Annotated in this window: 21 protein-coding genes and 3 tRNA genes; 7 read left to right on the forward strand and 17 right to left on the reverse strand. The window is 35.3% G+C overall.

Annotated elements, in window-relative coordinates; all coding sequences use genetic code 11:
- Positions 1-2: 2 nt before the first annotated feature.
- On the forward strand, positions 3-857 hold the full coding sequence (gene thyX / locus ACQH2O_RS00790) for an FAD-dependent thymidylate synthase (protein ID WP_010082033.1): 855 nt from the start codon (positions 3-5) through the stop codon (positions 855-857).
- 72 nt (positions 858-929) lie between these two features.
- Here thyX and ACQH2O_RS00795 read toward each other — a convergent pair whose 3' ends face one another.
- The gene (locus ACQH2O_RS00795; RefSeq protein ID WP_010963093.1) at positions 930-2,714 is read right to left on the reverse strand and encodes a hypothetical protein; all 1,785 of its coding nucleotides are present in this window, start codon (positions 2,712-2,714) and stop codon (positions 930-932) included.
- 144 nt (positions 2,715-2,858) lie between these two features.
- Between ACQH2O_RS00795 and priA the strand changes: the two genes are divergently transcribed.
- On the forward strand, positions 2,859-5,201 hold the full coding sequence (priA, locus tag ACQH2O_RS00800) for a replication restart helicase PriA (RefSeq protein ID WP_425385204.1): 2,343 nt from the start codon (positions 2,859-2,861) through the stop codon (positions 5,199-5,201).
- A gap of 18 nt (positions 5,202-5,219) precedes the next feature.
- Here the strand turns inward: priA and petA are convergent, their stop codons facing one another.
- The 6 genes from petA to ACQH2O_RS00830 form a co-directional block, all read right to left on the reverse strand.
- Complete coding sequence (gene petA / locus ACQH2O_RS00805) at positions 5,220-5,819, reverse strand: ubiquinol-cytochrome c reductase iron-sulfur subunit (protein WP_010963095.1); 600 nt, start codon at positions 5,817-5,819, stop codon at positions 5,220-5,222.
- A 92-nt stretch (positions 5,820-5,911) separates the two neighbouring features.
- A complete protein-coding gene (gene gyrA, locus ACQH2O_RS00810) occupies positions 5,912-8,614 on the reverse strand; it encodes a DNA topoisomerase (ATP-hydrolyzing) subunit A (RefSeq protein ID WP_070356997.1) in 2,703 nt (900 codons plus the stop codon).
- 52 nt (positions 8,615-8,666) lie between these two features.
- Positions 8,667-8,739, reverse strand: a tRNA-Val gene (locus ACQH2O_RS00815).
- A gap of 505 nt (positions 8,740-9,244) precedes the next feature.
- Complete coding sequence (locus ACQH2O_RS00820) at positions 9,245-10,120, reverse strand: tetratricopeptide repeat protein (protein ID WP_010082043.1); 876 nt, start codon at positions 10,118-10,120, stop codon at positions 9,245-9,247.
- Between the two features lie 168 nt (positions 10,121-10,288).
- Positions 10,289-10,678 (reverse strand): DUF1284 domain-containing protein, encoded by a 390-nt coding sequence (locus ACQH2O_RS00825; protein ID WP_425385205.1) that lies wholly within the window; start codon positions 10,676-10,678, stop codon positions 10,289-10,291.
- Positions 10,675-11,202: a biotin transporter BioY gene (locus ACQH2O_RS00830; protein WP_015589442.1), complete on the reverse strand. Its 528-nt coding sequence runs from the start codon at positions 11,200-11,202 to the stop codon at positions 10,675-10,677. The genes ACQH2O_RS00825 and ACQH2O_RS00830 overlap by 4 nt, the downstream gene beginning before the upstream one ends.
- Before the next feature lie 85 nt (positions 11,203-11,287).
- Here ACQH2O_RS00830 and ACQH2O_RS00835 point away from each other — a divergent pair, with 85 nt between their 5' ends.
- Both ACQH2O_RS00835 and dapF read left to right on the forward strand, forming a co-directional pair.
- Entirely contained in the window at positions 11,288-11,875 is a 588-nt protein-coding gene (locus ACQH2O_RS00835; RefSeq protein ID WP_095742826.1) for a nitroreductase family protein, read from the forward strand.
- Entirely contained in the window at positions 11,856-12,644 is a 789-nt protein-coding gene (gene dapF, locus ACQH2O_RS00840) for a diaminopimelate epimerase (RefSeq protein WP_425385374.1), read from the forward strand. Before ACQH2O_RS00835 ends, dapF begins: the two co-directional genes overlap by 20 nt.
- Before the next feature lie 8 nt (positions 12,645-12,652).
- Here the strand turns inward: dapF and sucD are convergent, their stop codons facing one another.
- The 10 genes from sucD to hemF all read right to left on the reverse strand — a co-directional run bounded on the left by sucD (position 12,653) and on the right by hemF (position 18,384).
- On the reverse strand, positions 12,653-13,528 hold the full coding sequence (gene sucD, locus ACQH2O_RS00845) for a succinate--CoA ligase subunit alpha (protein WP_010963102.1): 876 nt from the start codon (positions 13,526-13,528) through the stop codon (positions 12,653-12,655).
- Between the two features lie 3 nt (positions 13,529-13,531).
- Positions 13,532-14,683, reverse strand: a complete 1,152-nt coding sequence (gene sucC, locus ACQH2O_RS00850) for an ADP-forming succinate--CoA ligase subunit beta (RefSeq protein ID WP_425385206.1) — start codon at positions 14,681-14,683, stop codon at positions 13,532-13,534.
- A gap of 37 nt (positions 14,684-14,720) precedes the next feature.
- Positions 14,721-14,921, reverse strand: coding sequence for a 30S ribosomal protein S21 (gene rpsU, locus ACQH2O_RS00855; RefSeq protein ID WP_006279819.1), 201 nt, complete (start codon positions 14,919-14,921; stop codon positions 14,721-14,723).
- A gap of 199 nt (positions 14,922-15,120) precedes the next feature.
- A tRNA-Pro gene (locus tag ACQH2O_RS00860) sits at positions 15,121-15,194 on the reverse strand.
- A 218-nt stretch (positions 15,195-15,412) separates the two neighbouring features.
- Positions 15,413-16,099, reverse strand: a complete 687-nt coding sequence (locus tag ACQH2O_RS00865) for a 16S rRNA (uracil(1498)-N(3))-methyltransferase (protein WP_006279818.1) — start codon at positions 16,097-16,099, stop codon at positions 15,413-15,415.
- A 28-nt stretch (positions 16,100-16,127) separates the two neighbouring features.
- Positions 16,128-16,199, reverse strand: a tRNA-Glu gene (locus tag ACQH2O_RS00870).
- Positions 16,200-16,267: 68 nt separating this feature from the next.
- A complete protein-coding gene (locus tag ACQH2O_RS00875; RefSeq protein WP_223823129.1) occupies positions 16,268-16,630 on the reverse strand; it encodes a hypothetical protein in 363 nt (120 codons plus the stop codon).
- Between the two features lie 50 nt (positions 16,631-16,680).
- Positions 16,681-17,163, reverse strand: a complete 483-nt coding sequence (locus ACQH2O_RS00880; protein ID WP_425385207.1) for a hypothetical protein — start codon at positions 17,161-17,163, stop codon at positions 16,681-16,683.
- Between the two features lie 27 nt (positions 17,164-17,190).
- Complete coding sequence (locus ACQH2O_RS00885; protein ID WP_419198757.1) at positions 17,191-17,478, reverse strand: hypothetical protein; 288 nt, start codon at positions 17,476-17,478, stop codon at positions 17,191-17,193.
- A gap of 81 nt (positions 17,479-17,559) precedes the next feature.
- A complete protein-coding gene (gene hemF, locus ACQH2O_RS00890) occupies positions 17,560-18,384 on the reverse strand; it encodes an oxygen-dependent coproporphyrinogen oxidase (protein ID WP_022626154.1) in 825 nt (274 codons plus the stop codon).
- 160 nt (positions 18,385-18,544) lie between these two features.
- Here hemF and ACQH2O_RS00895 point away from each other — a divergent pair, with 160 nt between their 5' ends.
- The 3 genes from ACQH2O_RS00895 (at position 18,545) to ACQH2O_RS00905 (ending at position 22,806) form a co-directional block, all read left to right on the forward strand.
- Entirely contained in the window at positions 18,545-21,025 is a 2,481-nt protein-coding gene (locus ACQH2O_RS00895; protein WP_425385208.1) for an ATP-binding protein, read from the forward strand.
- 90 nt (positions 21,026-21,115) lie between these two features.
- Positions 21,116-21,958: a ParA family protein gene (locus ACQH2O_RS00900; protein WP_006280226.1), complete on the forward strand. Its 843-nt coding sequence runs from the start codon at positions 21,116-21,118 to the stop codon at positions 21,956-21,958.
- Positions 21,955-22,806 (forward strand): ParB/RepB/Spo0J family partition protein, encoded by an 852-nt coding sequence (locus tag ACQH2O_RS00905; RefSeq protein ID WP_006279814.1) that lies wholly within the window; start codon positions 21,955-21,957, stop codon positions 22,804-22,806. The genes ACQH2O_RS00900 and ACQH2O_RS00905 overlap by 4 nt, the downstream gene beginning before the upstream one ends.
- The last annotated feature ends 735 nt before the right edge of the window (positions 22,807-23,541 follow it).

The raw sequence follows: 23,541 nt of genomic DNA on the forward strand, positions 1-23,541 counted from the left end.
TTATGAATGAAGCAACCAAACGAACTATAGTAAAAGAAATAGATGCAATCTTATATGAAGAACATAAGGTATTAGACCATGGATTTATTCGAGTAGTGGATTATATGGGCTCTGATAGCGCTATAGTTCAAGCTGCTCGTGTTTCTTATGGCAAGGGAACAAAACAGATAAGTCAGGATGAAGCACTTATAAAGTATTTAATGAGACATCATCATACAACTCCATTTGAAATGTGTGAAATTAAGTTTCACGTGAAACTTCCAATTTTTGTTGCAAGGCAATGGATAAGGCATAGAACTGCAAATGTGAATGAATATTCAGCAAGGTATTCAATACTTGATAATGAATTTTATACACCTAAACCAGAACAAGTTGCAAAACAATCTGACAATAATAAACAAGGTAGCGGGGAAGCTTTTGATCCAGATACCTCAAAGGAAATAATAGATTCTCTAATAAATGACTCTAATTTAGTATATTCTCATTATGAAAAATTTATTGAGCAGGGGCTTGCAAGAGAAATTGCCAGAACTAACCTAATGCTTAATTACTACACGCAATTTTATTGGAAAATAGATCTGCATAATCTCCTTCATTTTTTGAAGCTTAGAGCTGATAAGCATGCCCAATATGAAATCAGAGTTTATGCAGAAGTTATGCTGGATATAATAAAAAAATGGGTTCCACTGGCCTACAATGCCTTTGTTGAATATTGCCTAGAATCAGCCTGTATTTCAAGAACTGGTCTAGAAATAATTCGCAAATTAATTAAAGGGGAAAACGTTACTAGAGAAGAAAGTAATATTGGTAAAAGAGAATGGGGCGAGCTGATGTCTATACTTGATAAACAATCTTAAAGATAAAGGCATACGTGTCAATCTCCTCTGTCAGTTAACTCTCGTTCACCAGATTGAATCTTGCTTTTTACATCACATTAACTCATCACTTTTATAGAACATCTCATTAAAATCATTTAGAGTTCCAAAATCCTGACCCTTGATAAACAGGTGATCATTAGCAACATGTGCTTCATCAAGAGTAAACAGCTCGTAATGATGATTGTGAGCGGGCCTAACAATTTCATTATATAAAACCATTACTTGTTCGTAGTTATATCCATCGCCAGCATGATATTTACCACGTACGGTATCATAAAAATTCTTTACATCATCATATGTCACTTGCAGCTCCACCTTATACTTTCCCACTTCAAGAGGACTTCCTGTCTTTATTTTTAAGGGATGTTGTGAATTTGCAACACTGTTAGAAGTTTCTGCTTCAATATCAGAATTTTTATCCATATTTTCTATCACACTTGCCATAACAGTTTCTTGTTCATCTTCTGTTGGTTTTGTTTGTTTTTCAGTCTTATTACTGCTACTGTCAGTTTCCACAGTTACTTTTTTTACTTCTATATCTTTTTGAGCTTTCTCATTACTTTGCTTGTGTATTTCATCTCCATGCAATTTTTCCTGCAGAGCTTTTTTCGTATCAGCATAATCATCACGATTGCTTTGCAAAGCTGGTTTATAACTGCTGCTATCATCCGCTTGCATTTGATCTATATAGTTAGATTCTTCTTCCTGTATAGTATTTTTTGCGTTATCCTCACCAACCGTTCCTTTCTCCCCAGACTTGGCTTCACTCTCTACCACAACTTCTTCGTCTACTTGCTCATCATCAATTGTAAATTCAGTACCTATCTGATTGCTATCTTCCTCCAATTCATTAGATAATTTTTCAGATAGCTGGTCACCACTCAAATATGGTTCCTTTGAATATTTAGCATAATTATGGGGATCGGTTCTGTTTTCTGAATAAAACCCACTTTCAAAGTCTGAGTAGGAGCTTTGATTGAGCACAAAAAATAAGTTTTCATAATTAACCAGCATATCACTATCAGGGCTAACAAAATTTAAATATTCATCGCCTTCCCATTCTGGGTGGTGTCTATACTCTGCTATGTAGTATTTACTAGAGTCGAGAGGTATCTTGTCACCTTCTTCCCCATCAAGTTGTAAAACTACTGCTGAATGCCCATTACCTAAATCATTACCTTTTACCACTTTGAATATTTTAATCTCATCCTTTTCTACAAGTTCTTTTAACTCCTCGTTCTTTTCATTTAACTCTTCCTCCCTTTGTCTTTCTGCTTCTCTCTCTCTTGCCAATCTTTCTGCTTCTTCATCAGCTTTCTTCTGCAGTTGTGAGAATACATTTTGTAATATATCTTGTGTGGTTAAGCTATTTGTGTTGCTTAAAAAATTATCTAACACATTTGATGCAATTGGTGACAATTCACCGTGATCATCAAATACTTTTTCCTTTGCTTTATCATAGTGATTTGGGTTATAGATTGCATACAGAGGATAAAAACCATAATCTGCAATTGACGCTCCGTCAGGTGATAGTTCCATTGAGAATCCATAGTAATTAAGTGGAAGATTGGAGGTTAAATATTTACCGTTATCATCCCTAACGTGTAGCTCACTTCTACCATTGTGCTCACTATATTTGTTGTAGTAGATATAAAAATTCTCATGGTTAAGATTGAAGTGATCATCTAGATTATCGAATTGAATTGTACTGCCAAGCTTCTCGCGCAAAAGATTTTTGCTTTCATCTGTAAGCTTTATATGTGCAGAAAAGTAGTATCGATCTATAGGTTCGCCTTTTTCTATTTCAAAGTTCAAAGTAATCTTGTCGTTGACCATTGGTAGCCTCCACAAATTCTATAAATCATTTTATTTATCAATCATACGGTCTGTACTATGAAAAATGTGTTAAACGTTAAGATTTTCTCTGTACCGATTCATCTATATTGCCAAGCTTAATAAAGTTACAAGCTCTTTAAAACAATGTTAAACTCAATCACTATGGCAAAAACAGTTGACGTATTACTACCACTTCCAATTGATCAGTTATTTTCATATGCAATTGAGGAAAATACTGAGATTTTACTTGGAGATTACGTAGTGGTGCCATTTGGCAAAAAACGCTTAATCGGAATAGTTTGGAAATACAGTGATAAAAGTAACCGAGAATTAAAATTTATTGAGCAAAAAATTGATTTACTAAATATTAGACCAAAATTGATCGCATTTGCAGAGTGGGTTGCGCAGTATAACTTAATACCTGTTGGTATGCTTGCCAAAGTGATAATGGGAGGAGTGTTAAAAGTAAATCACATAGATAAATTGGTTTGTGCTAAGCAGAAGCAGGAAATAAGTGAAATAAGTTGCCAATTAAGCCCTGAACAGCAGGTAGCTAGTGATAAAATAATCAGCAGTTTGAATGAGTATTCAGTGACTTTGCTTGATGGTGAGACAGGATCTGGAAAAACGGAAGTTTATCTCTCTGTGATTGCACAATTGATTAAGAATTACACTGCCGTTCCAAATGCTGCTCAGACTTTACCATCCCAGTGCCCAGAGACACAACTGTACGAACATTGTGATTTGGGTCTACCAAGAGGGTGTTATCCGAGTAGCCTGACACTGGGATCCAGTTTTTCATATAACCTCATTACAAATGTTTATTTTAACTTAAAACCAATACCTAATTTACAATCAAAATTCCTGGATTCCAGTGTCAAGCGCTGGAATGACACCTTTATACTCAAGGCAAAACCCACTGTAACATTTAGCATACCGTCTTTGCCACGTACTAGTATGACACCAGAATATGTTGAAATGACATCAGGAGAAGGTAATACACAAATTTTAATCCTCCTACCTGAAATTGTTTTAACTTCACAATTGGTAAATCGTGTTCGCGGTCAGATATCAAAAAACTTAGTTGAATGGCACTCAGGACTCACTCCAAAAACTCGCCGGAATAATTGGCTCAATATAGCAAGTGGAAATGCGCAGATAATTATTGGTGCACGATCAGCACTTTTTTTGCCTTATAAAAACCTAAAATTGATTATCGTTGATGAAGAGCACGACTCATCTTTTAAACAAGAACAGGGAATTATATATAATGCTCGAGATATGGCGATAATCTTAGCCAAATTTGAAAATATTCCGATTATTTTATCATCAGCTACTCCACTGCTTGAAACGATTCATCATGTTAAAAACGGGAATTACAATCATGTAAAGCTAACTAAACGATTTGGTGGTGCAGAATTGCCACTCATTAAAGTAGTAGATATGAGGAACAACAAGCAATGGATCTCCTCTGAGCTTTTTGAAAGCATCAAACAAACCATAGAGAAAAAACAGCAGGTTATGCTTTTTCTAAACCGCAGAGGGTATGCACAACTGGCAATTTGTAAAAAGTGTGGATATAAAATTTCCTGCTTAAATTGTGCTGTTTGGCTTACATATCACAAGAAAAAAAATGCTCTTTTGTGCCATCATTGCTCTTATCAATTAAAACTTCCAGAGAAATGCTCTAATTGCCAAAGTGAACAGCCATTGTCCCTCTACGGCATAGGAATTGAAAGGTTGCTTGAAGAAATGGTGAAATTAATACCAAACGCAAAAACTGCGATGATAAGCAGCGATCAGAAGTCGGTTAGTAACGTAATTGACTTGATATTGAAAGAAGAGGTGAACATTATAATCGGCACACAAATAATTGCTAAAGGGCACAATTTTCCCAAATTAACTTTGGTTGGAGTAATGAATGCAGATTTGAGTCTCGAAAATTCTGATTTGAGAGCAGCGGAAAAGACGTATCAATTATTGCACCAAGTTGCAGGCAGATCAGGAAGGTTTAATGAAAAAGGAATGGTAATAGTGCAAACCAATAATCCTGAAAGTTCAATAATAAAAGCATTGCTGCATCAAAAAAGAGACTCATTTTATGAAATCGAACTTAAGTCAAGACGCGAAGCCAAAATGCCACCATTTAGCAGATTAATAGCGCTTATAATCTGTGGTAAGAATCAGATTGCAACACAAAAAGCAGCGAATGAAATAGTAAAATCTCTTCTCTGTCATTCAAGTAGCTCAACTATTTGTATCCAGGAAAAAAATGTAGGTGTAGACAAAAAGGAATTTGAAATTCTTGGCCCATCACCAGCAGCGATAAATTTTTTAAATAATAAGTATCGGTATAGGGTATTATTAAAAATACACAATAAGCATAGTCTATCCATACAAAAAAAGCTGAAATATTGGATTAAAAATTGTAACTTGAATTCGAGTATTGCAGTGATAATAGATGTTGATCCTGTGAGTTTTTTTTAACGAGTTTATTTATATTCGTTAAGCCTTCTTGCCAATTACCACAACATTCTCACTGGGAAAAAAATAATCAGGTACAGCCATATTTTTCGGTGCAGGACCCCCAATTACTCGACCTGATGTATCATAATATGAACCGTGGCAAGGACAGAACCAACCATTACCATCTCTTGTAGCGTGGTCAACCGGTACACACCCAAGATGTGTACATATTCCAAGCATAATTAACCATTCGTCTTTTCCTTCGTATACTCTCTGCTCATCTAATTGAGGATCCCTCAAGCTCTTCACATTCACAGCTCTTGCAGCCTCAATTTCTTGCTTTGTGCGTCTACGAATGAATACTGGTTTACCTTGCCACTTTACTTTTACTCCGTGTCCTTCCTGAATTCCAGACAAATTCACCTCCACTGTGGAAGTTGCTAGAACTTCAGCAGAAGGATTCATAGATTTAACCAGTGGCCAAAGTCCGCTTGCAGCTCCTATACCTGCCATAGCGCATGTAGTTAATGTTATAAAATCTCTCCTACTCTTATTTTTAGTAAGATCTTTAACAGGAGGTGTTTTTTTATCCTCTTTGTCTGCCAGTGGTTTTTTATTTTTAGTTAATTTTTTGTCCATTGATCTTTACTTAGCCATAAGTATATATTTTAATTTAAATACTGCGTATTAATCAACAAAAACTTGCGCTTTTTGTTTAACCTATACTACGGTTAAGAAGCGATAGAGTTTTCAACTTCAAAAATACTATCTTCAGTGGAATCAGGATCTTCAATTTTCGCTACTGACACCACTTTTTCTCTACTTTCTGTTTTAAACAGAGTGACTCCTTGAGTGCTGCGTCCTGCAATTCTAATCTCATTGACCGAAATGCGAATTAACTTTCCTTTATCTGTAATAAGCATTATATTATCACCCTGCTCAACTGGAAAACTAGCAACAACATTACCGTTTCTGCTAGTAGTAAGAATATTGGTGATACCAACACCACCCCTGTTAGTTACTCTATACTCATACGCAGAAGTTCTTTTACCAAAGCCATTTTCAGTAATAGTTAATATAAACTCCTCATTCACTGCAAGTTTTAAGAATAATTCGTTATCTATTCCTAAATCATTCAAAGTCTTTTCCAATTTAGAATCAATGGAGTTATTAATTGCAGTCCCCAGTCTTTTTGCAAGTGGAACTTTTAAGTAAAGTTCTTTTGTTTCTGTTGCTACACCTATCCCATTTAATATGGTCATGGATATCACGCTGTCATTCTTTACAAGTTTGATACCTCTTACGCCATCTGAATTGCGACTCTTAAATTGACGCACATCACTTACAACAAATCTGATACTTTTTCCAAGCGTTGTTGAAAGTAAAACATGGTCAATTTCATTACATACCTTAACCGATACTAATTTGTCTCCTTCATCGAGCTTTATTGCTATTTTTCCATTGCTTGGAATATAGTGAAAGTCCGCTAAGGAGTTACGCCTTATGTTTCCATAGGCAGTAGCAAAAACTATGTTTTGATTTTCGTCATTTTCACTTGGCAATGGCATGATATTAGTTATAGTTTCACCATCGCTAAGCGGAAATATGTTAACAAGTGCTCTTCCACGTGCGGTTGGCTCTGCAAGAGGTAACTTATAAACTTTTAATCTATAAACTCGACCAATGTTAGAAAAGAATAAAAAGCTAGTATGGGTATTTCCAACAAATAATTCTGTGATTACATCCTCTTCTTTTAATCCCTGTCCTAGCTTTCCTTTTCCACCACGACGCTGAGTTCTGTAGTGAGAAAGTTTTACACGCTTGATATAACCATTCATAGTTACGGTTATCACCATATCCTCTTGTGGAATTAGATCTTCAGCTTCAATGTCCGCGTCTGACTCTTCTATTGAAGTTTTTCGCGGCACAGCAAATCTGTTCTTTATTTCTTGTAGATTGTTTTTTATTTCTTTCATCAACTTCTCTCCTGAGCCAAGAAAAGCGATATATTCTTTTATCAGGTTGATCATTGAACTTAGCTCAGCTTCTAATTTGTCTTTTTCAAGGCCTGTTAAACGCTGCAGTTTCATATCAAGGATAGCTTTAATTTGTAGTTCAGTTAATCTATACACTCCATCTTTCAAAAAGCTTGCGCTATCTGAAATCAACTCGATAATAGTATTGATTTCATTCGAAGTTTTCCATTCTTTATTTAAAAGTTCTCTACTTGCTTCCGCAGGATCTTTTGCACCGCGGATGATTTTTATCACTTCATCTATGCTGAGGACCGCAATGTAGAGCCCTATATATATATGAGCTTTTTCCCTCGTTTTTCTTAGACGAAATTCTGTTCTCCTGATTAATACTTCTTTTCTAAAATCAACAAAAGCAGTTATGATTTCTTTCAATGACATCAAAGCAGGCCTGTTGTTATTGAGCACTAAAGTGTTAACACTAAAACTACTTCTTAGTGGAGTTAGCCCCAATATTTGATTAAGTATAAAACTTGCTTCAGCATTTCTTTTGAGGTCAATTACTACTCTAATACCAGACTTATCGGACTCATCCCTAATTTCTGTTATACCATCAATTCTTTTTTCTTTTACAAGCTCACCTATCTTCTCAATTAATTTTACTTTATTTACCTGGTAAGGTATTTCATCAATCACTATTGCTTGCCTATCTTGTGGCAGATCTTCTATATGAGTCTTGCCTTGCACAACAATTGATCCACGACCAGTTGCAAATGCTGATCTTATTCCAGACCTTCCAAGAATTGTTCCCCCAGTTGGAAAATCCGGCCCTGGCATCACTTCAAGTAACTCATCCAAAGTAACTTCAGGATTATTTACATATAATATACAAGCATCTATTATTTCTCCAAGATTATGAGAAGGAATATTGGTTGCCATACCAACTGCAACACCACTTGCACCGTTTACCAATAGATTCGGAAACTCTGCAGGCAGCACAACTGGTTCTGTTTCATTTCCATCGTAGTTTGGCCTAAAATTAACTGTATCTTCATCAATATCATTCAGTAAAAAGTGCGACACTTTTTGAAGTCTTGCTTCTGTGTATCGCATTGAAGCTGGTGGATCTCCATCTATCGAACCAAAGTTACCTTGCCCATCAACAAGTGGTAAAAGAAGAGAGAAATCTTGGGCCATTCTAACCAAGGAATCGTAAATAGCTGCATCACCATGTGGGTGATATTTCCCCATTACATCCCCAACTATACGAGCTGCCTTTTTATATGGCTTACCGGCATCGAATCCAGCTCTTGACATTGCATATAATATGCGCCTGTGAACAGGTTTAAATCCATCCCGCACGTCAGGTATAGCCCGGCTTATGATAACGCTCATTGCGTAGGAAAGATAAGAATCTTCCAGCTCTTTTACTATTGAGATTGGTACTATATTATCCTGCATTTTCTATACTTTAATTGAAGTAATTAATAATACTAACATTCAGTTAAGCAAATGGGCAATGACAGACTTGAACTGCCGACCTCCTCGGTGTAAACGAGATGCTCTACCAGCTGAGCTAATTGCCCCTTTAGATCTAATTCTATAGCTCAATATTATTATTGTAAACAAAAATAGCAATAAATTGTATCCGTTCAGCAGAGTGGCAAAATAGGTAGACAAGGTGATCTAAAAAGATAATCATAGAGTAAATGTGAGGTAAGTCCTTACAATAAATGGTGTCATCCAAGTAGCCGACACTGGGATCCAGAAAAAAGAATGGTGTCATTCCAGTGCTTGACACTGGGATCCAGCTTTTTCATAATCATTAAAACGTTGTATTTTTACATAAAACAGCTATTTTTATGCTCGCCAACTTAATAAAATTCCTGGATCCCAGTGTCAAGCACTGGGATGACACCCTCCTGATGGGCCAAAATCACAATGTTCGTACAGTTATGCATTTGTTGTGTAAATTACCTTTGCAAACAAATGTTCGTACATCTGTGTTTCACACACTTTGCTTCAATATTTGCACATTAGCCACTCCCTTGAACAGATACGATAAATTAGATTTAGGTGAGCTATAAGCTTTTATGAAATCTTTGAGTGCGTGCTGTGAAGTTTTATAAATTTTAGTCTTGCTGTCACTTTGTATAAAGGTATTTTTTCACTCACATCTTTCGAAGTTGTAGCCATGTTCAACAATTTTAAGTAGAATATTGTAGCATTTTGAAAATCTGAAAGTTTATCTAGAATAACAGCTAAATTATAAGTATAAAAAATATTGTTTTCATCGAGGGAAATAGCAGTTATCATATACTCTTTACCTTTTACATAATCCTCCTTTTTCATATAGATCATACCTAAATTTGCTAATAAAGGAGCATAATTTTTATGTATATCATACAATTTTAACATTTCACTCAACGCCAGATCAGGATTATATTGTGAGATTATCGTCAGAAAATTTTTTAATATGTAAGGGTTACTAGGGTGTTCTTTTAACAGTCTTGTGTAAATCTCTACAGCTTTTTTGTATTCTTTATTAGCGTAATAAATATTTCCCAATCCAATTAAAGCATTTTTATGATAAGGAAACTTTGCAATGATCTGATTAAGGAGAGAAATAGCTGTTTCATTATCTCCTGATTCAAAGGAATCTTTTGCTTTTTTTAAAGTAGAGTATATGTCAAAACTCTTGCCAGAATTCTGCGCAATTTTGATGTTAAATTTATCACTTTTTCTCTCAATAACATCAAGATCTTTATATTTTTTATCAGCTTTTATATGCTTGACAACACTATCAAAGGCCTTCTGTATCTCCAAATTTTCACTAGCATAGGTAACAGAAGACCTCCATAAAATCACAACGCAAATTAACATGCAGATAAACATAGGTCCTAGTGTTGTGGCATTGGCTGCAGCGTGTAACCAGTAAACCTTATTTCTTTGAGCTATATGCAACACATTACAAATTCATAAATGCTAAATTACCTATCTCATACAATAATAAAGATATTATTAATTAGCGGGACGAACATGCTGTGTAGCCTTTCAGAATGCATTTATCTTTTGTCTTCCATATTTCGCTTTATTTCCACAAAAATGCTTCAATTTATCTTAACATTTTGTCAACTACCTTTGTAGATTTAAAAGGGCATTTTTACATATTCCATATGGCTGCCAGTTGCACCCCTCACATGCGTACTCGAATTTCTCTAAAGACATTTTCTCCCTAATCTTTTCTACCGCTTCACTCCAGGTCAAAGTCTCGCCAATTTTAATTCCTAAAATTTCCATATGCCTTCTATCTAGCCCTAAAACTTTAGCTTGTTCGGTGCATTTACCTTGTTTAGTCTGGTTTGGGCAAGCACTACAAATACTATCAAGGTTACCAACTACTTCGATTTGAGTACTAACCACTTCACTTGCTATCTTCCTATAATTTTCTACAAAACCCTGAGAATACCCATATCCCCGAAACGCGAGGGTGCACATAAAATGATGAGGGCGAAATTTTATCATTTTTTCAAATATTGCAAAGCTGCTACAAGTAGAAAAATTTTTATCAAACCAGGAAGGATAAATGGTAAAACACCCACCATTATTGCTTGTCCCAGACCCAAGTAAACAGCAAGCCAACTAACACCACAAATAAAGATTACAACTGTACCAGCCAGACAACTTAAAGAATTACACACAAATGATTTATATTTAGAGTTCAGTAATTCATTTACTTTGCTCATTACCATAACAGCAGCTAAACAGCCAATTAAATATCCACCTGTTGGTCCAAGGAGAGCGTGATAACCACCAGAAAAATTTGCAAGAACAGGCAATCCTGCTGCACCAAGTGATAGATATGTAAGCACAGAATAGAATGCTGTTCTGCGGTTAAATTTAAGCCCAATAAGCATTACTCCTAAAGTTTGCAATGTGATAGGCACAGGCTGCAATGGTATACTTATTTGAGCCATCAAGAATAAAAGTAAAACGCAAGACAATATTTCAGCCAGTGTTGATCTGCTGCTAGATTGTGTTATAAACATACCTTCCCAATAAAAATAACTTATTAAATGTAATATATGTGTATGAGAGGTTTTGCAATTTAAATTTTGCTTATATTGTGCTACAATGAATTATTTATGCACTATTAAATTAAAAATGATGAGTAAACAAGATCTATTATCGTTGATGAAAGCAAGACACAGCGGACGTTCATACGATCCTACAAGAGCAATATCTCAGGAAGACATGGATATTTTAATGGAAGCTGTAAGGCTGACTCCCTCATGTTTTGGTGATGAACCCTGGAGATACGTAATATGCAACAAACAGAACAATCAAAGCGCATGGGAAAAGCTGCTAAATTGCCTTGATGAATCTAATCAAAAATGGGCAAAAGATGCACAAGTGTTAATCATATCTTTAAGCGCTAAGAATTTCCGCAAATCTGATAAAGGTGAAAATTTTTGGGCTAATCACGATACTGGTGCAGCGAATTATGGACTTATGTTACAAGCTGCAGTTATGAACTTAATGGCCCATCAAATGGGTGGATTTGATAGAGATAAAATAGTGAAAGAGTTCAATATACCCAATGACTTTAACGTAATGTCAGTGATAGCGGTTGGTTACGAAGAAGAGGGTGCTGAAACAAGTAAGAAGAAAAGAAGACCAATAGAAGAAATATTTTTTTATGATGAGTGGCCAAAATTCTGAAAATTTTATCAAAATGCACGGCACTGGTAACAATTTCGTTATCATAGACTCACGTTCAACAAACAATTTAGACTGGAACCATAGACAAATTGCTGATCAAAGCAGTTGTGATCAAGTGATAATTATAACAATGTCTAATGCTGCAGACTGTTTTATGCATATCTATAATGCTGATGGCAGTCGAGCTGAAATGTGCGGAAACGCAGCACGCTGTGTTGGATATTTGATAATGTCAGAAAAAGGTGCTGAATACTCCATTATTGAGCTAACAAGCAAACGCATTTTAGAGTGTTTTAAAGTGGGTGATAAATCCATAAAGGTTAACATGGGTAAACCTTTGCTAAAATGGCATGAAATTCCCTTATCTACTGAGTGTGAAACTCTTCACTTACCTATAGAGCTTGAAATGCTAAAAGATCCTGTTGCAGTAAATATTGGCAATCCTCACATAGTTTTTTTTGTTGATAACATAAGTGAAATACCATTGCGAAATTTAGGACCAAAGCTAGAAAATCACGCATTATTTCCTCGGAAAATTAATGTTAGTATTGCACAAGTTGAAAAGTCTGGAGAAATAGCTTTAAGAGTTTGGGAAAGAGGTACAGGCATTACTGCATCATGCGGTAGTGCAGCCTGTGCAGCACTTGTTGCATCCACACTACGTGGGTATCTGGTTGCCCAACAGACTTCAGTAAATTTACCAGGAGGCAAGTTATTAATCGAATGGGCAAATAACGTATTCATGACCGGTGATATAGGGTTTTTGTGACCCTAATTCTAGTGATGCATTACTTCCAATACCTTCTTACCAATTACTGCAGGGGTTTCAGCAATTGCAATTCCAGCGCTCCGCATAACTTCTAGTTTTGCACCAGCACTTCCACCGCTGGAAGAGATGATTGCTCCAGCGTGTCCCATACGTCTTCCTGGAGGTGCCGTTTGGCCTGCTACAAAACCAACGATTGGCTTTTTAGTTTTTTCTGTTTTCACAAAATGTGATACATCTTCTTCTTCGTTTCCACCTATTTCACCAATAACTACAATACCATGAGTATCGTTATCTTTTAAAAAGAGCTCCATACAGTCGACAAATGTTATACCATGAACTGGATCCCCCCCAATTCCGATACACGTGGATTGACCAAGACCAACAGCGGTTGTTTGTGCTACTGCCTCGTAAGTTAAAGTTCCGGAGCGAGACATAATTCCTATGTGTCCACGCTTATGGATATGGCCAGGCATAATTCCTATTTTGCATTCTTCAGGGGTAATAATTCCCGGGCAGTTGGGACCAATCAATCGACTTTTTGAGCCGATAAGCGCACGCTTAACTTTCACCATATCAAGTATAGGAATGCCCTCTGTAATACAAATTATCAATTCTATTTTTGCATCTATTGCTTCAAGTATTGCAGCAGCAGCAAATTTAGCAGGTACATATATAACTGTAGCATTTGCACCGGTTTTTTCTTTGGCTTCTGCTACAGTATTAAAAACCGGTAAATTAAGGTGAGTGCTCCCACCCTTTCCAGGAGTTACACCTCCCACCATTTTCGTTCCGTAATCAATTGCTTGCTCTGAATGAAATGTGCCTTGTGCGCCAGTAAAACCCTGGCATATTAATCTTGTATCTTTGTTTACTAAAACGGACATGCTTTATTTTACCTCTTTTACTATCTTTTGCGCAGCTTCATCTAGCTCATCTGCAGCAATAATATTTAATCCTGACTCTTCTAAAATTTTTTTTCCTTCTTCAAAATTAGTACCTGATAATCTAACCACTAGAGGAACTTTAATGCTCATTTCTTTTGCAGCCGCAACAATTCCACTTGCGATAATATCGCAACGCATTATACCACCAAATATGTTAACCAGAATTCCTTTTACGTTGCTATCAGACAATATGATTTTAAATGCTTCAGTTACAGTTTCTTTACTCGCTCCACCACCAACATCCAAAAAGTTAGCAGGCTCTGCTCCGTAGTATTTTATTATATCCATTGTTGCCATAGCAAGACCTGCACCATTTACCATGCAACCAATACTGCCATCCATTTTGATGTAACTGAGCCCATACTTTGAAGCCTCTATCTCTTCTTTCACTTCCTCATCATAATCACGAAGTTCCATAATTTCTGGGTGACGATATAAAGCATTATCATCGAAATTAATTTTTGCATCGAGCGCAATAAAATCTCCAGAATTTGTTTCAACCAGTGGATTAATTTCAATTTGGCTCGCATCAGTTGCAATAAACGCATCATATATTTTTTTTGCAATGTTCGATATCTTTTCTATTTGTTCTGGACTCAAATGAAAACTGCTGCTTAACTTGCTGCTATCAAAACTTGTAGCAGGATCAATATCAAATTTCACAATTTTTGCAGGAGAATTTTTTGCCACTTCTTCGATGTCCATTCCACCTTCTGAGGAAAATATGAATATTGGCCTACTGAGCTTCGGGTCGATTACCAGGCTTAAATAATACTCTTTCTTAATGCTTGAGCCTTCTTCAACGTACACTTTTCTTACTTGCTGCCCGCTTGGCCCTGTTTGATGAGTAACTAAAGCCATACCAATCATGTCCTTTACAAACTGTTGAGCTTCTTCAACTGACTTTGCTAGCTTTACGCCACCGGCTTTACCCCTACCACCTGCATGAATTTGAGCTTTAACTACAAACACGTCAGATTTTAATTGACTTACTTGAGTCTTTACTTCTTCTGCAGATGTAGCAACAAAACCTTTTGGCACTGGGACATTAAATTTATGCAAAACTTCTTTCGCTTGATATTCGTGAATATTCATAAAATAACCAATGATAAACTATTAACTTGAGTACAAACTACCAACCATAACGTTGCCTTCTGCACTCTTGTTGGTACCTCTTTTTTTTAGCTTCAGCTTTCTTTTTAGCTCTTTTTTCTGATTTTTTTTCATGATATTGTTTTTTCATTTTCAACCCTCTTCCTTCCTTTTGAATTGTTTTTTTCAATACTGGAAGAGCTCTGTCTACATCACCATAATGGACTGATACTTCTATCAAACTCTATACCTCCTTCGGTAATCATTTCAAAATCTATTTATAAATTAGAAAATTAACATTGTCAATTATTTTATAAACTTGAGCGTTAAAATGTAATATGCCATAATTTACATGGTAAATAATGTCATTCCAGTGTCAGCTACTTGCTTACTGATGGAGATTGCTCTTATGTTACAGCGTTCTTACAATTATACTAACATCGGGGCGGAGAGATTTGAACTCCCGACCCTTTGGTCCCAAACCAAATGCGCTACCAGGCTGCGCTACGCCCCGACTTCTTTACTCAGAGTATCAATAACTCAGGCAAAATGCAAGATTCATTTGTTTACTTTAGAAAAAATATAATATGAGATTTAATATTATCTTAGAATATGTTTTTTATTAGCTCCTCTTTAACAACAGACTGCTTCGTAGAAAGTCTACAGGGTTTTTGTGCGCGCAACACTGAACCAGATTTCTTTATGACCCAAACCTTAGTCATATTTAAAAATCTAGCTACACCAATTGGTGAAAGTGAGTGCAGCAACTACAGCAGTATCGACCCTTAAAATTCTTTTTCCTAGACTCAATTTTTGACAAAACTTATCGGCAAGATCAAGTTCATAAGATGAAAAACCACCTTCAGGGCCAACAATAATAGCAACATTTTTTTTGCCTTTCAGCACTTTGTCAGCTTTACCTGTTTCATCACACAAAACAAAATTTTTACTCTGGGAATCAGGTAACTCACAAAAGTTAATAGGAGGCAAAATCTCTGGTATACTTATCCTACCTGATTGTTCCGCTGCTTCGATTGCTTGTAATTTTGCTCTACTTAGGTTAATATTTTTTACCACTGTACGTTCCGTTGAAATAAATTGAATGCAGATTACTCCCATTTCAGTTGCCTGTCTTACTATGTTGTTCAAAGCAGCACTTTTTACCATGGCACAATACAGGTATAAATTTTCCTCATATTGCTGTTGTTTAGTGCATTCTTTGGGTGTAACTTCTGTCAATTTACGCGATATATTAACTACTTCTCCTAACCATTCTCCATCTTTTCCATTAAAAAGAGAGAGATTATCATACTTCTTAAGCCGCATTACATTGCAAATATAGTGACTTTGTTGTGGATTAAGTGCTAAACTCACGCCTTGTGATAAAGCTTCTTCAACATAGAGCCTAATTTTTCCCATTCAAAACTTTAATTATATTCTACTTGAGTGACTCTTACGGGATTTGAACCCGTGTTACCACCGTGAAAGGGTGGTGTCCTAACCACTAGACGAAAGAGTCAACTTGAATCTAACTAGGTTATATCGATTACATATATAAAGTCAATTCAATTATTTTGAATCACATAGTTAGAGGGATATATCAGTAATCTTATATCGACAGCCTCCTATTACTCCATGCTCAATACTCACTGAACCTATCTCAGATTTAGGAGCTAATTCTAATTGTTGTTCAACTTTTGTATCGGAATCATAGCCAGAATCGTAGCCAGAATCTCTACGCTCATATTTCTGCCTTATTTCTTCTACACTAAAGCCAGCCTTGGTCTTAATTTTTTGATCATTAGTCTGTTGCTGACTTATCGACTTATTAGCACTTAGCTCATTTAGCTTCACTTGCCAATCATTCACTTTATCTTGCACTAACCCATGGCAAGTTCCAGAATTAGCTTTTATGTCTTTTGCTTTTCTTTCTGCTCTTTTCTTGGACAAATCTACCCTAGCATAAATAGGTTCTGACGACTGTTCTGGCTCTTTCTGTTTTAGGCTAGTAGGCTTTTTTGTTCTGAAAGATCATCTATAGTGCAATAAATAGGTTCTTCTGATATACTCAAATAACCACTATCTTCCAATGATAAATTTTCAGTGGATTTTTTATGTGAATCATATATTTCAGCATAAATAGATTCTTCTGATACACTCAAATAACCATTCTCCCCTAATGAGTTACTAACCTTAGCATCATACACCTCAGCGTAAATTGGCTCTTTTGAAGGCAAAGCATCATAATTAGTGCTCTTTGGCTTATACTCAAAAGTTCTAGAAGGTTTTTGAGGTGGTATTACATTGTTGTTCACCTCAGCGTACATAGTTATTGGCTCATATTCAGAGGTTCTAGGAGGTTTTTGTTGTATAGCTTCAACATTCAAATCATCTGTAGAATAATACTCTGCGCCTTTTCCTAGTAAAAAGGAAACTGTGGGGTGAAGAATTATCTCTGCTGGTAAGTTTTTCTCACTATCCAATTTTAGATTTTTTGATTCTGCTAAACTCTAAATAACACGAATTATAACATTCTTTCCATTCTCATCTATTGAGTGGATATCAGCTCCACGATTAATCAGCAATTCCATTATTTTGTGATCTGTAGCATGTCCTAAAGCCTGATTTAAAGCTTGATTATTATTTATATCAAATGATCCTGTATTCTTGAGAGACATAGTCTTTGAAAAGAATTTTCTAAAACTATTTAATGCATCATAGAGAATTAGAGTCAGTTTAACACCTTTTATGTCATTGTTTTTGACAGATTTAATTAAAAAATTATCTATTATGCCCATGATTATACCCCCTATATAAAAGCTCACTACCATGGTACAATTTTAAACTATGATGATTTATTTTCTACTAATAGCAGCTCTCTATAACCACTTAACAAGTGGTGGCATTGACATCATAATTGCATCTGGATTGCCGTCAGTCATTAAACCAAACCTTGTGCCACGATCGTATAACAGATTGAATTCTACATATCTGCCACGTTTTATTAATTGATTTTCTCGTTGTTCTTTTGTCCAAGATTTTTGTATATGTTTACGTATGATGTGCAAATAAATTTCCAAAAAGGCTTCACCTACTGCTTTTGTGAACTCAAAATCGTTTTCCCAGTTGCTAGAACTCAGATTATCATAGAAAATGCCACCAATACCACGCGGCTCTTTTCTGTGTTGTAAGAAAAAATAGTTGTCACATTGCTCTTTAAATTTTGGATAATATCCGGTGTCAAATCTATCACATGTCATTTTGATTGATTCATGAATATACTTGCAATCTTCTTCATTTTTATATATTGGCGTAAAATCCATTCCTCCACCAAACCATTGTTTTGAAGTATATATCAGCCTTGTGTTCATATGTGCTGCAGGGATAAGGGGCGATTGCATATGAGACACTAAAGATATACCGCTTGCCCAGAACTCTCCGTTACTTTCACTTGCACCAGGAATTTCATTAATGGCTGAATCTGCAAATTTTCCGTGTACTTTTGAAACGTTTACTCCAACTTTTTCAAAAACATTACCAAAAATAATTGTAGATTCACCACCTCCACCACCTGGGCGATCCCACTTTCTCTTTTCGATTTTTGGCTCTGCGGATGATTGTTTTTCAATTAATAAGAAAGATTCTATAATCTTATCTCTTAGTGCACAGAACCATTTAAATGCTTGTGTTTTTTGTTTTTCCATAATATCCTCTTGCTAGCTTATTAACATTGTTATATCTGATATTTAAGGAACTTAATTAGATTTGGATGATAATTATCTATCAAAGACGTTAATAAATCTATAATAATTAAATCAATATAATAGAACATTTTCGTATGTACAACAATGCCAAGTAACAATAATGAATAAAAGATACATAGATAACAAAAAAGAGAACAGGGTTGACTTCATACTAAGAAATTATGGAATGTCAATTGTTGTGATGGCAGTTATTATGCTCTTACCTCCAGTAGCAATATCGATACTCTACTTTTTTGATATATATAGTCAGCATATTAATATAGAGATTAATTTATTAGTTAGCATTCTAACAACTCTCTTTATGATGTATAATGTAAAACGCTACAGATACCTACTTAATACTATAGAATTTCAAAATGCAATATTTGCAAATGCACTAAATCATAATACAGAATTTTGCCTTATTTTACATAAAGATGAAGGTATTATTTATGCTGATGCAAGGTTCTACGAAAGGTTTAAAGATCATATAGATGATGACATTACGTTAGACAAGATTCTTGAAATAGGAGATGTTTCAGAAGCAGACAAAAAAGTACTCTATCATGCACTAAAAAATAACTCTTCTGTACAGGTATGCATTTCCTTAAACAAGAAGAATAGAGTATCTAACTTTCTTTTGCTCTTTGAGCCGATACCAGATAATCCCCAAATTGCTATAAATAGTAATAAGATTTTAAATTTATCATTAGTGCCAATAGCAAGGCCAGATGGGTATTTTGTATTAAAAGCAACACAGATAAACAAGGAGCAGATATATGAAGAGTTAATAGAAAAACACAGCATAGGAACTTACATTGCAAATGCCAAAGGGGTGGTTTTATCTGTAAATAAAAGATTTTTAGACATATTTGAACTAAAAAAACTGGAAAAAGGTAGCTCAATCAGTGATTTTATATCTCAATCTAAATATAACAATACAACAACCGATAATGAAATTTTGTTTTTTACTATAAGTGGTATTCCATTCAAGGCTTATATGAGCACTGCTATATTTTGTGATAAATACAACCATAGCTATATATATGGCTTTATAACACCAACCGAATCAAATATTGTTGATTATCAATTACACCCTTGTTTTGCAAATTCATCAATTGCTATTGCACAATGTGACATAAACGGCAACTTTGTAAAGAAAAATACGGCACTAATAAAGCTTGCAGGGTCAGATAATAATTCAATCTTTACGTTGATATTGGATAGTTATCATGTGAAAATACGTGAATATTTTTCGAGTAATAGAATAAATAATGCGTCTTTTGATGTACAGCTCAACGGCGGTAATAACATAAAAATATATTTCAATAAGTTTCTTCATAATAAAATGATCTTCATACTTTGTTATTTTATTGACAATACTGAACACAAAAACCTAGAGATAAAGCTTGAGCATTATCAAAAGATGCAAGCTATAGGGCAGTTAGCAGGTGGTATTGCGCATGATTTCAACAATATATTGACTGGGATAATAGGATTTTGCGATTTGCTTTTACTCCAACACTCAGCTGGTGACCCATCTTTTGGAGATATAATACAGATACAGCAAAATGCAAAGCGTGGATCAAATTTAGTAAGACAATTGCTTGCTTTCTCAAGAAGACAGACCTTGCAGCCAAAAATTATTGATGTAAATAATACTATAGCTAATCTTTATGAAATGATAAAAAGATTAATAGGTGAAAATATAAAATTTAATATTTATTATGGTAGAGACTTGGGTGCTGTTAGGGCTGATCAAGGGCAATTAGAGCAAGTTATACTTAACTTAGCAGTCAATGCTAGTGCTGCTATGGAAAAGGGCGGAGAATTAACTATACGAACCTTTAATCAAAAGATTGACTCATTAAATTCTACACCTCAGGATATGTTTTCTCCAGACAAGGAAGCGATTGAACATGGAAATTATGTTGTGATTGAAGTAATTGATACTGGATGTGGAATGACGAGTGATACAACTGAAAAGATCTTTGATCCATTTTTTTCTACCAAAGATATTACCTCTGGTACAGGTCTTGGCCTCTCTACTGTATATGGCATTATTAAACAAACTGAAGGATACATCTATGTTGCTAGCAAAGTAAATTATGGAACTAAATTTAGCATATTTTTGCCCATGGTTTACATATCAGATGAAAATGATAGAGAGGAAGATAGTGAAGAAACAGAAAAACCGGTAGTAAGTGAAATTAAAGGTAATGGTATAATTTTATTAATCGAAGATGAAGATTCAGTAAGGGAATTCATCTCTAAAGCACTCAAAAGAAAAGGATTTGATGTAATAGAAGCAAGCATAGGCAGCGAGGCGCCAGAAATAATCAGTAAAAAAAGTCAACATATAGATCTTATAATCACTGATGTAATCATGCCAGAGGTGAGCGGCCCAGAAATAGTTAAAGAAGCATTGATCCATAGGCCAAATATCAACGTTATTTTTATTTCTGGGTATGCAGAAGATGCTTTTTTAAAGAGTGATGACATCAATATAGAAGATTTTCACTTTTTGCCAAAACCATTCACTCTGAATGAATTAGGAAACAAGGTTCAAAGTGTGTTACACAAAGCAAAAAAGACAGTCTAATTTTAGTGTGGTTAGCAACAAAAAAATTTTCTAATGCAAAAGTTTCTTGCATATATACAATAGAATTATTTTATACATAAGATAAAAGGCGTGAGCAAGATTATTGCAATAGTAAATCAAAAGGGTGGAGTTGGCAAAACCACAACTAGTATAAATTTGTCGACAGCCTTTGCTGCTGTGGGAAAAAGCACTTTATTGGTAGATCTTGATCCTCAAGGAAATGCTAGCACCGGACTCGGGATTTCTTATCGTAGTAGGGAAGAAAAAAACATATACAAAATACTACTAAGCAGCGAAAATAAATTGATAGAATCGGCAATTTTCAATATAAAGGAAATTCCGAATTTATCGCTAATTTCGTCAGTAGTTGATTTGTCAGCTGCAGAAATTGAATTATCGCAACTTGAGCGAGGAAAATTCGTACTAAAAAGCGCATTGGAGAAGATACGCGATAATTATGAGTATATAATCATCGATTGTCCTCCATCACTTGGGCTTCTGACCATAAATGCTTTGACTGCTGCTAATTCTATTATTGTTCCTCTTCAGTGTGAATTTTTTGCTCTGGAAGGATTAAGCCATTTAGTTAAAACTGTGGAGCTAATAAAAAGGAATAACCTAAACCCTTTTTTGGCAATAGAAGGGATAGTGTTAACAATGTATGACAGGCGCAACAAACTCAGTGAACAGATTAAAAACGATATTTGCCAGTATTTAAATGATAAAGTATACAAAACTATCATCCCATTGTATGAGACTGTTATTCCACGTAACGTACGGTTATCAGAAGCGCCTTCTCATGGAAAACCCGCTATTGTGTATGATCTTAAGTGTCCTGGTGCACAAGCATATATAAGTTTGGCAAGGGAAATTTTAAAAAAGCACGCGAGCAGTTGTAAGGAGAAGAAACTAGTAAGCGAGGGCGTAGTATGAAGGATGATAGACGCCTCGGCAGAGGTCTTGCCGGCCTCATAGGCGATAATTATGATAATAAAGAAGATCGACAAGAGCATTTGCCTATTTCATTACTGCACCCAAGCAAATTTCAACCGAGGAAACATTTTGACGAGGAGTCATTAAGAGAACTTGCAAATTCGATAAAGAAAAGTGGCATTATACAGCCTATCGTGGTACGCAAAGATTCAAATGATGATGGTTATGAAATAATAGCTGGAGAACGTCGTTGGCGAGCAAGCAAGATTGCAAATCTTGATAGTGCACCGGTTATCATAAAAGATCTGAGCGACAAGGAATGCTTGGAAGTATCCATTATTGAAAACATACAAAGGCAAGATATTAATCCAATAGAGGAAGGTGAAGCTTACAGAAAACTGATAGATGAGTTTTTCTATACACATGAGGAATTAGCTTCAGCTATAGGCAAAAGCCGCAGCCACATAACCAATATGATTCGGATGTTGTTGCTCCCTGATAGGGTGAAAACAATGATCAATGAGAAAAAATTGTCTATGGGTCATGCAAGAGCGTTGATTAATGTTGAAAATGCGGAAAGTATTGCAGAAAAAATAGTTTCTCAGGGCTTAAGCGTTAGACAAACTGAAAAACTGATAAAGGACCTACATCAAAACAACAATCAAAAAGAGCAGAGATATACTAGAAATCAAGATATGACAGTAATAGAAGGCGCTATATCTTCTCAACTTGGTTTAAAGATCAAAATTAATGACAACAATTCTAAGGGTAAAGTTATGATACGGTATGATAATCCAAATGAATTGGATTTGATATTGAAAATTTTGAATAGGAAACTTGAGGCATAGCTAGTAGTTGGCTAGCAAAGCAACAAACCAATATCAACTGTTGGTGTCATGAAAGTAGCTGACACTGGAATCCAGGAATTTTATTAAGTTGGTAAGCATAAAAGTATAACTTCTACGTCATACCGCCGCGGTATCCGCTAACAAGCAGCGGGATGACGATTGTCAGGGTAGCTGTCATCCCAGTGCCCTGACTACTTGGATCCAGGAAAAAGAATGGTGTCATCCAAGTAGCTGACACTGGGATCCAGAAGACTTAATTTCAACCAAGTGGCTGCATAATAAAGGCTGGATTCCAGTGTCACGCACTGGGATGACACCCTAGTAGAAATCGTTTTTGTAATTGCAACATTCGTGCAATCTTTAGCCATAAATATTAAGAAATTTACCAAATGAAAAAAAAGGCAAAAGAAGCCCTGGGGTTATTATCCGCTTTAAAATATTGGCGTTTTTTATGTTTTAAACGCTTGACAAGCAAGATTAAGCTGCTTTTAATTGCAACTAACTTACGCTGCAAATGTTTAAGAAATTTACCAAGCAGAAAAAAAGACAAAGAATCCCCGAGTTAGCTAGTCTTTTACTATCTCTGTCGAGTATTGGCATTTTTTGATGTCTTGTAACGCTTTATAAGCGCGTTCAGCTTATTTAGATAAAAATCTAGATGTAGATGAAGTTTTGTAAAGACATACAGTATCTATATACTGCAAAAAATTGAACATAAGACGCCGATACATTAAG

It is taken from the genome of Wolbachia endosymbiont (group B) of Schoenobius gigantella, assembly GCF_964031005.1.
Lineage (GTDB): Bacteria > Pseudomonadota > Alphaproteobacteria > Rickettsiales > Anaplasmataceae > Wolbachia > Wolbachia pipientis.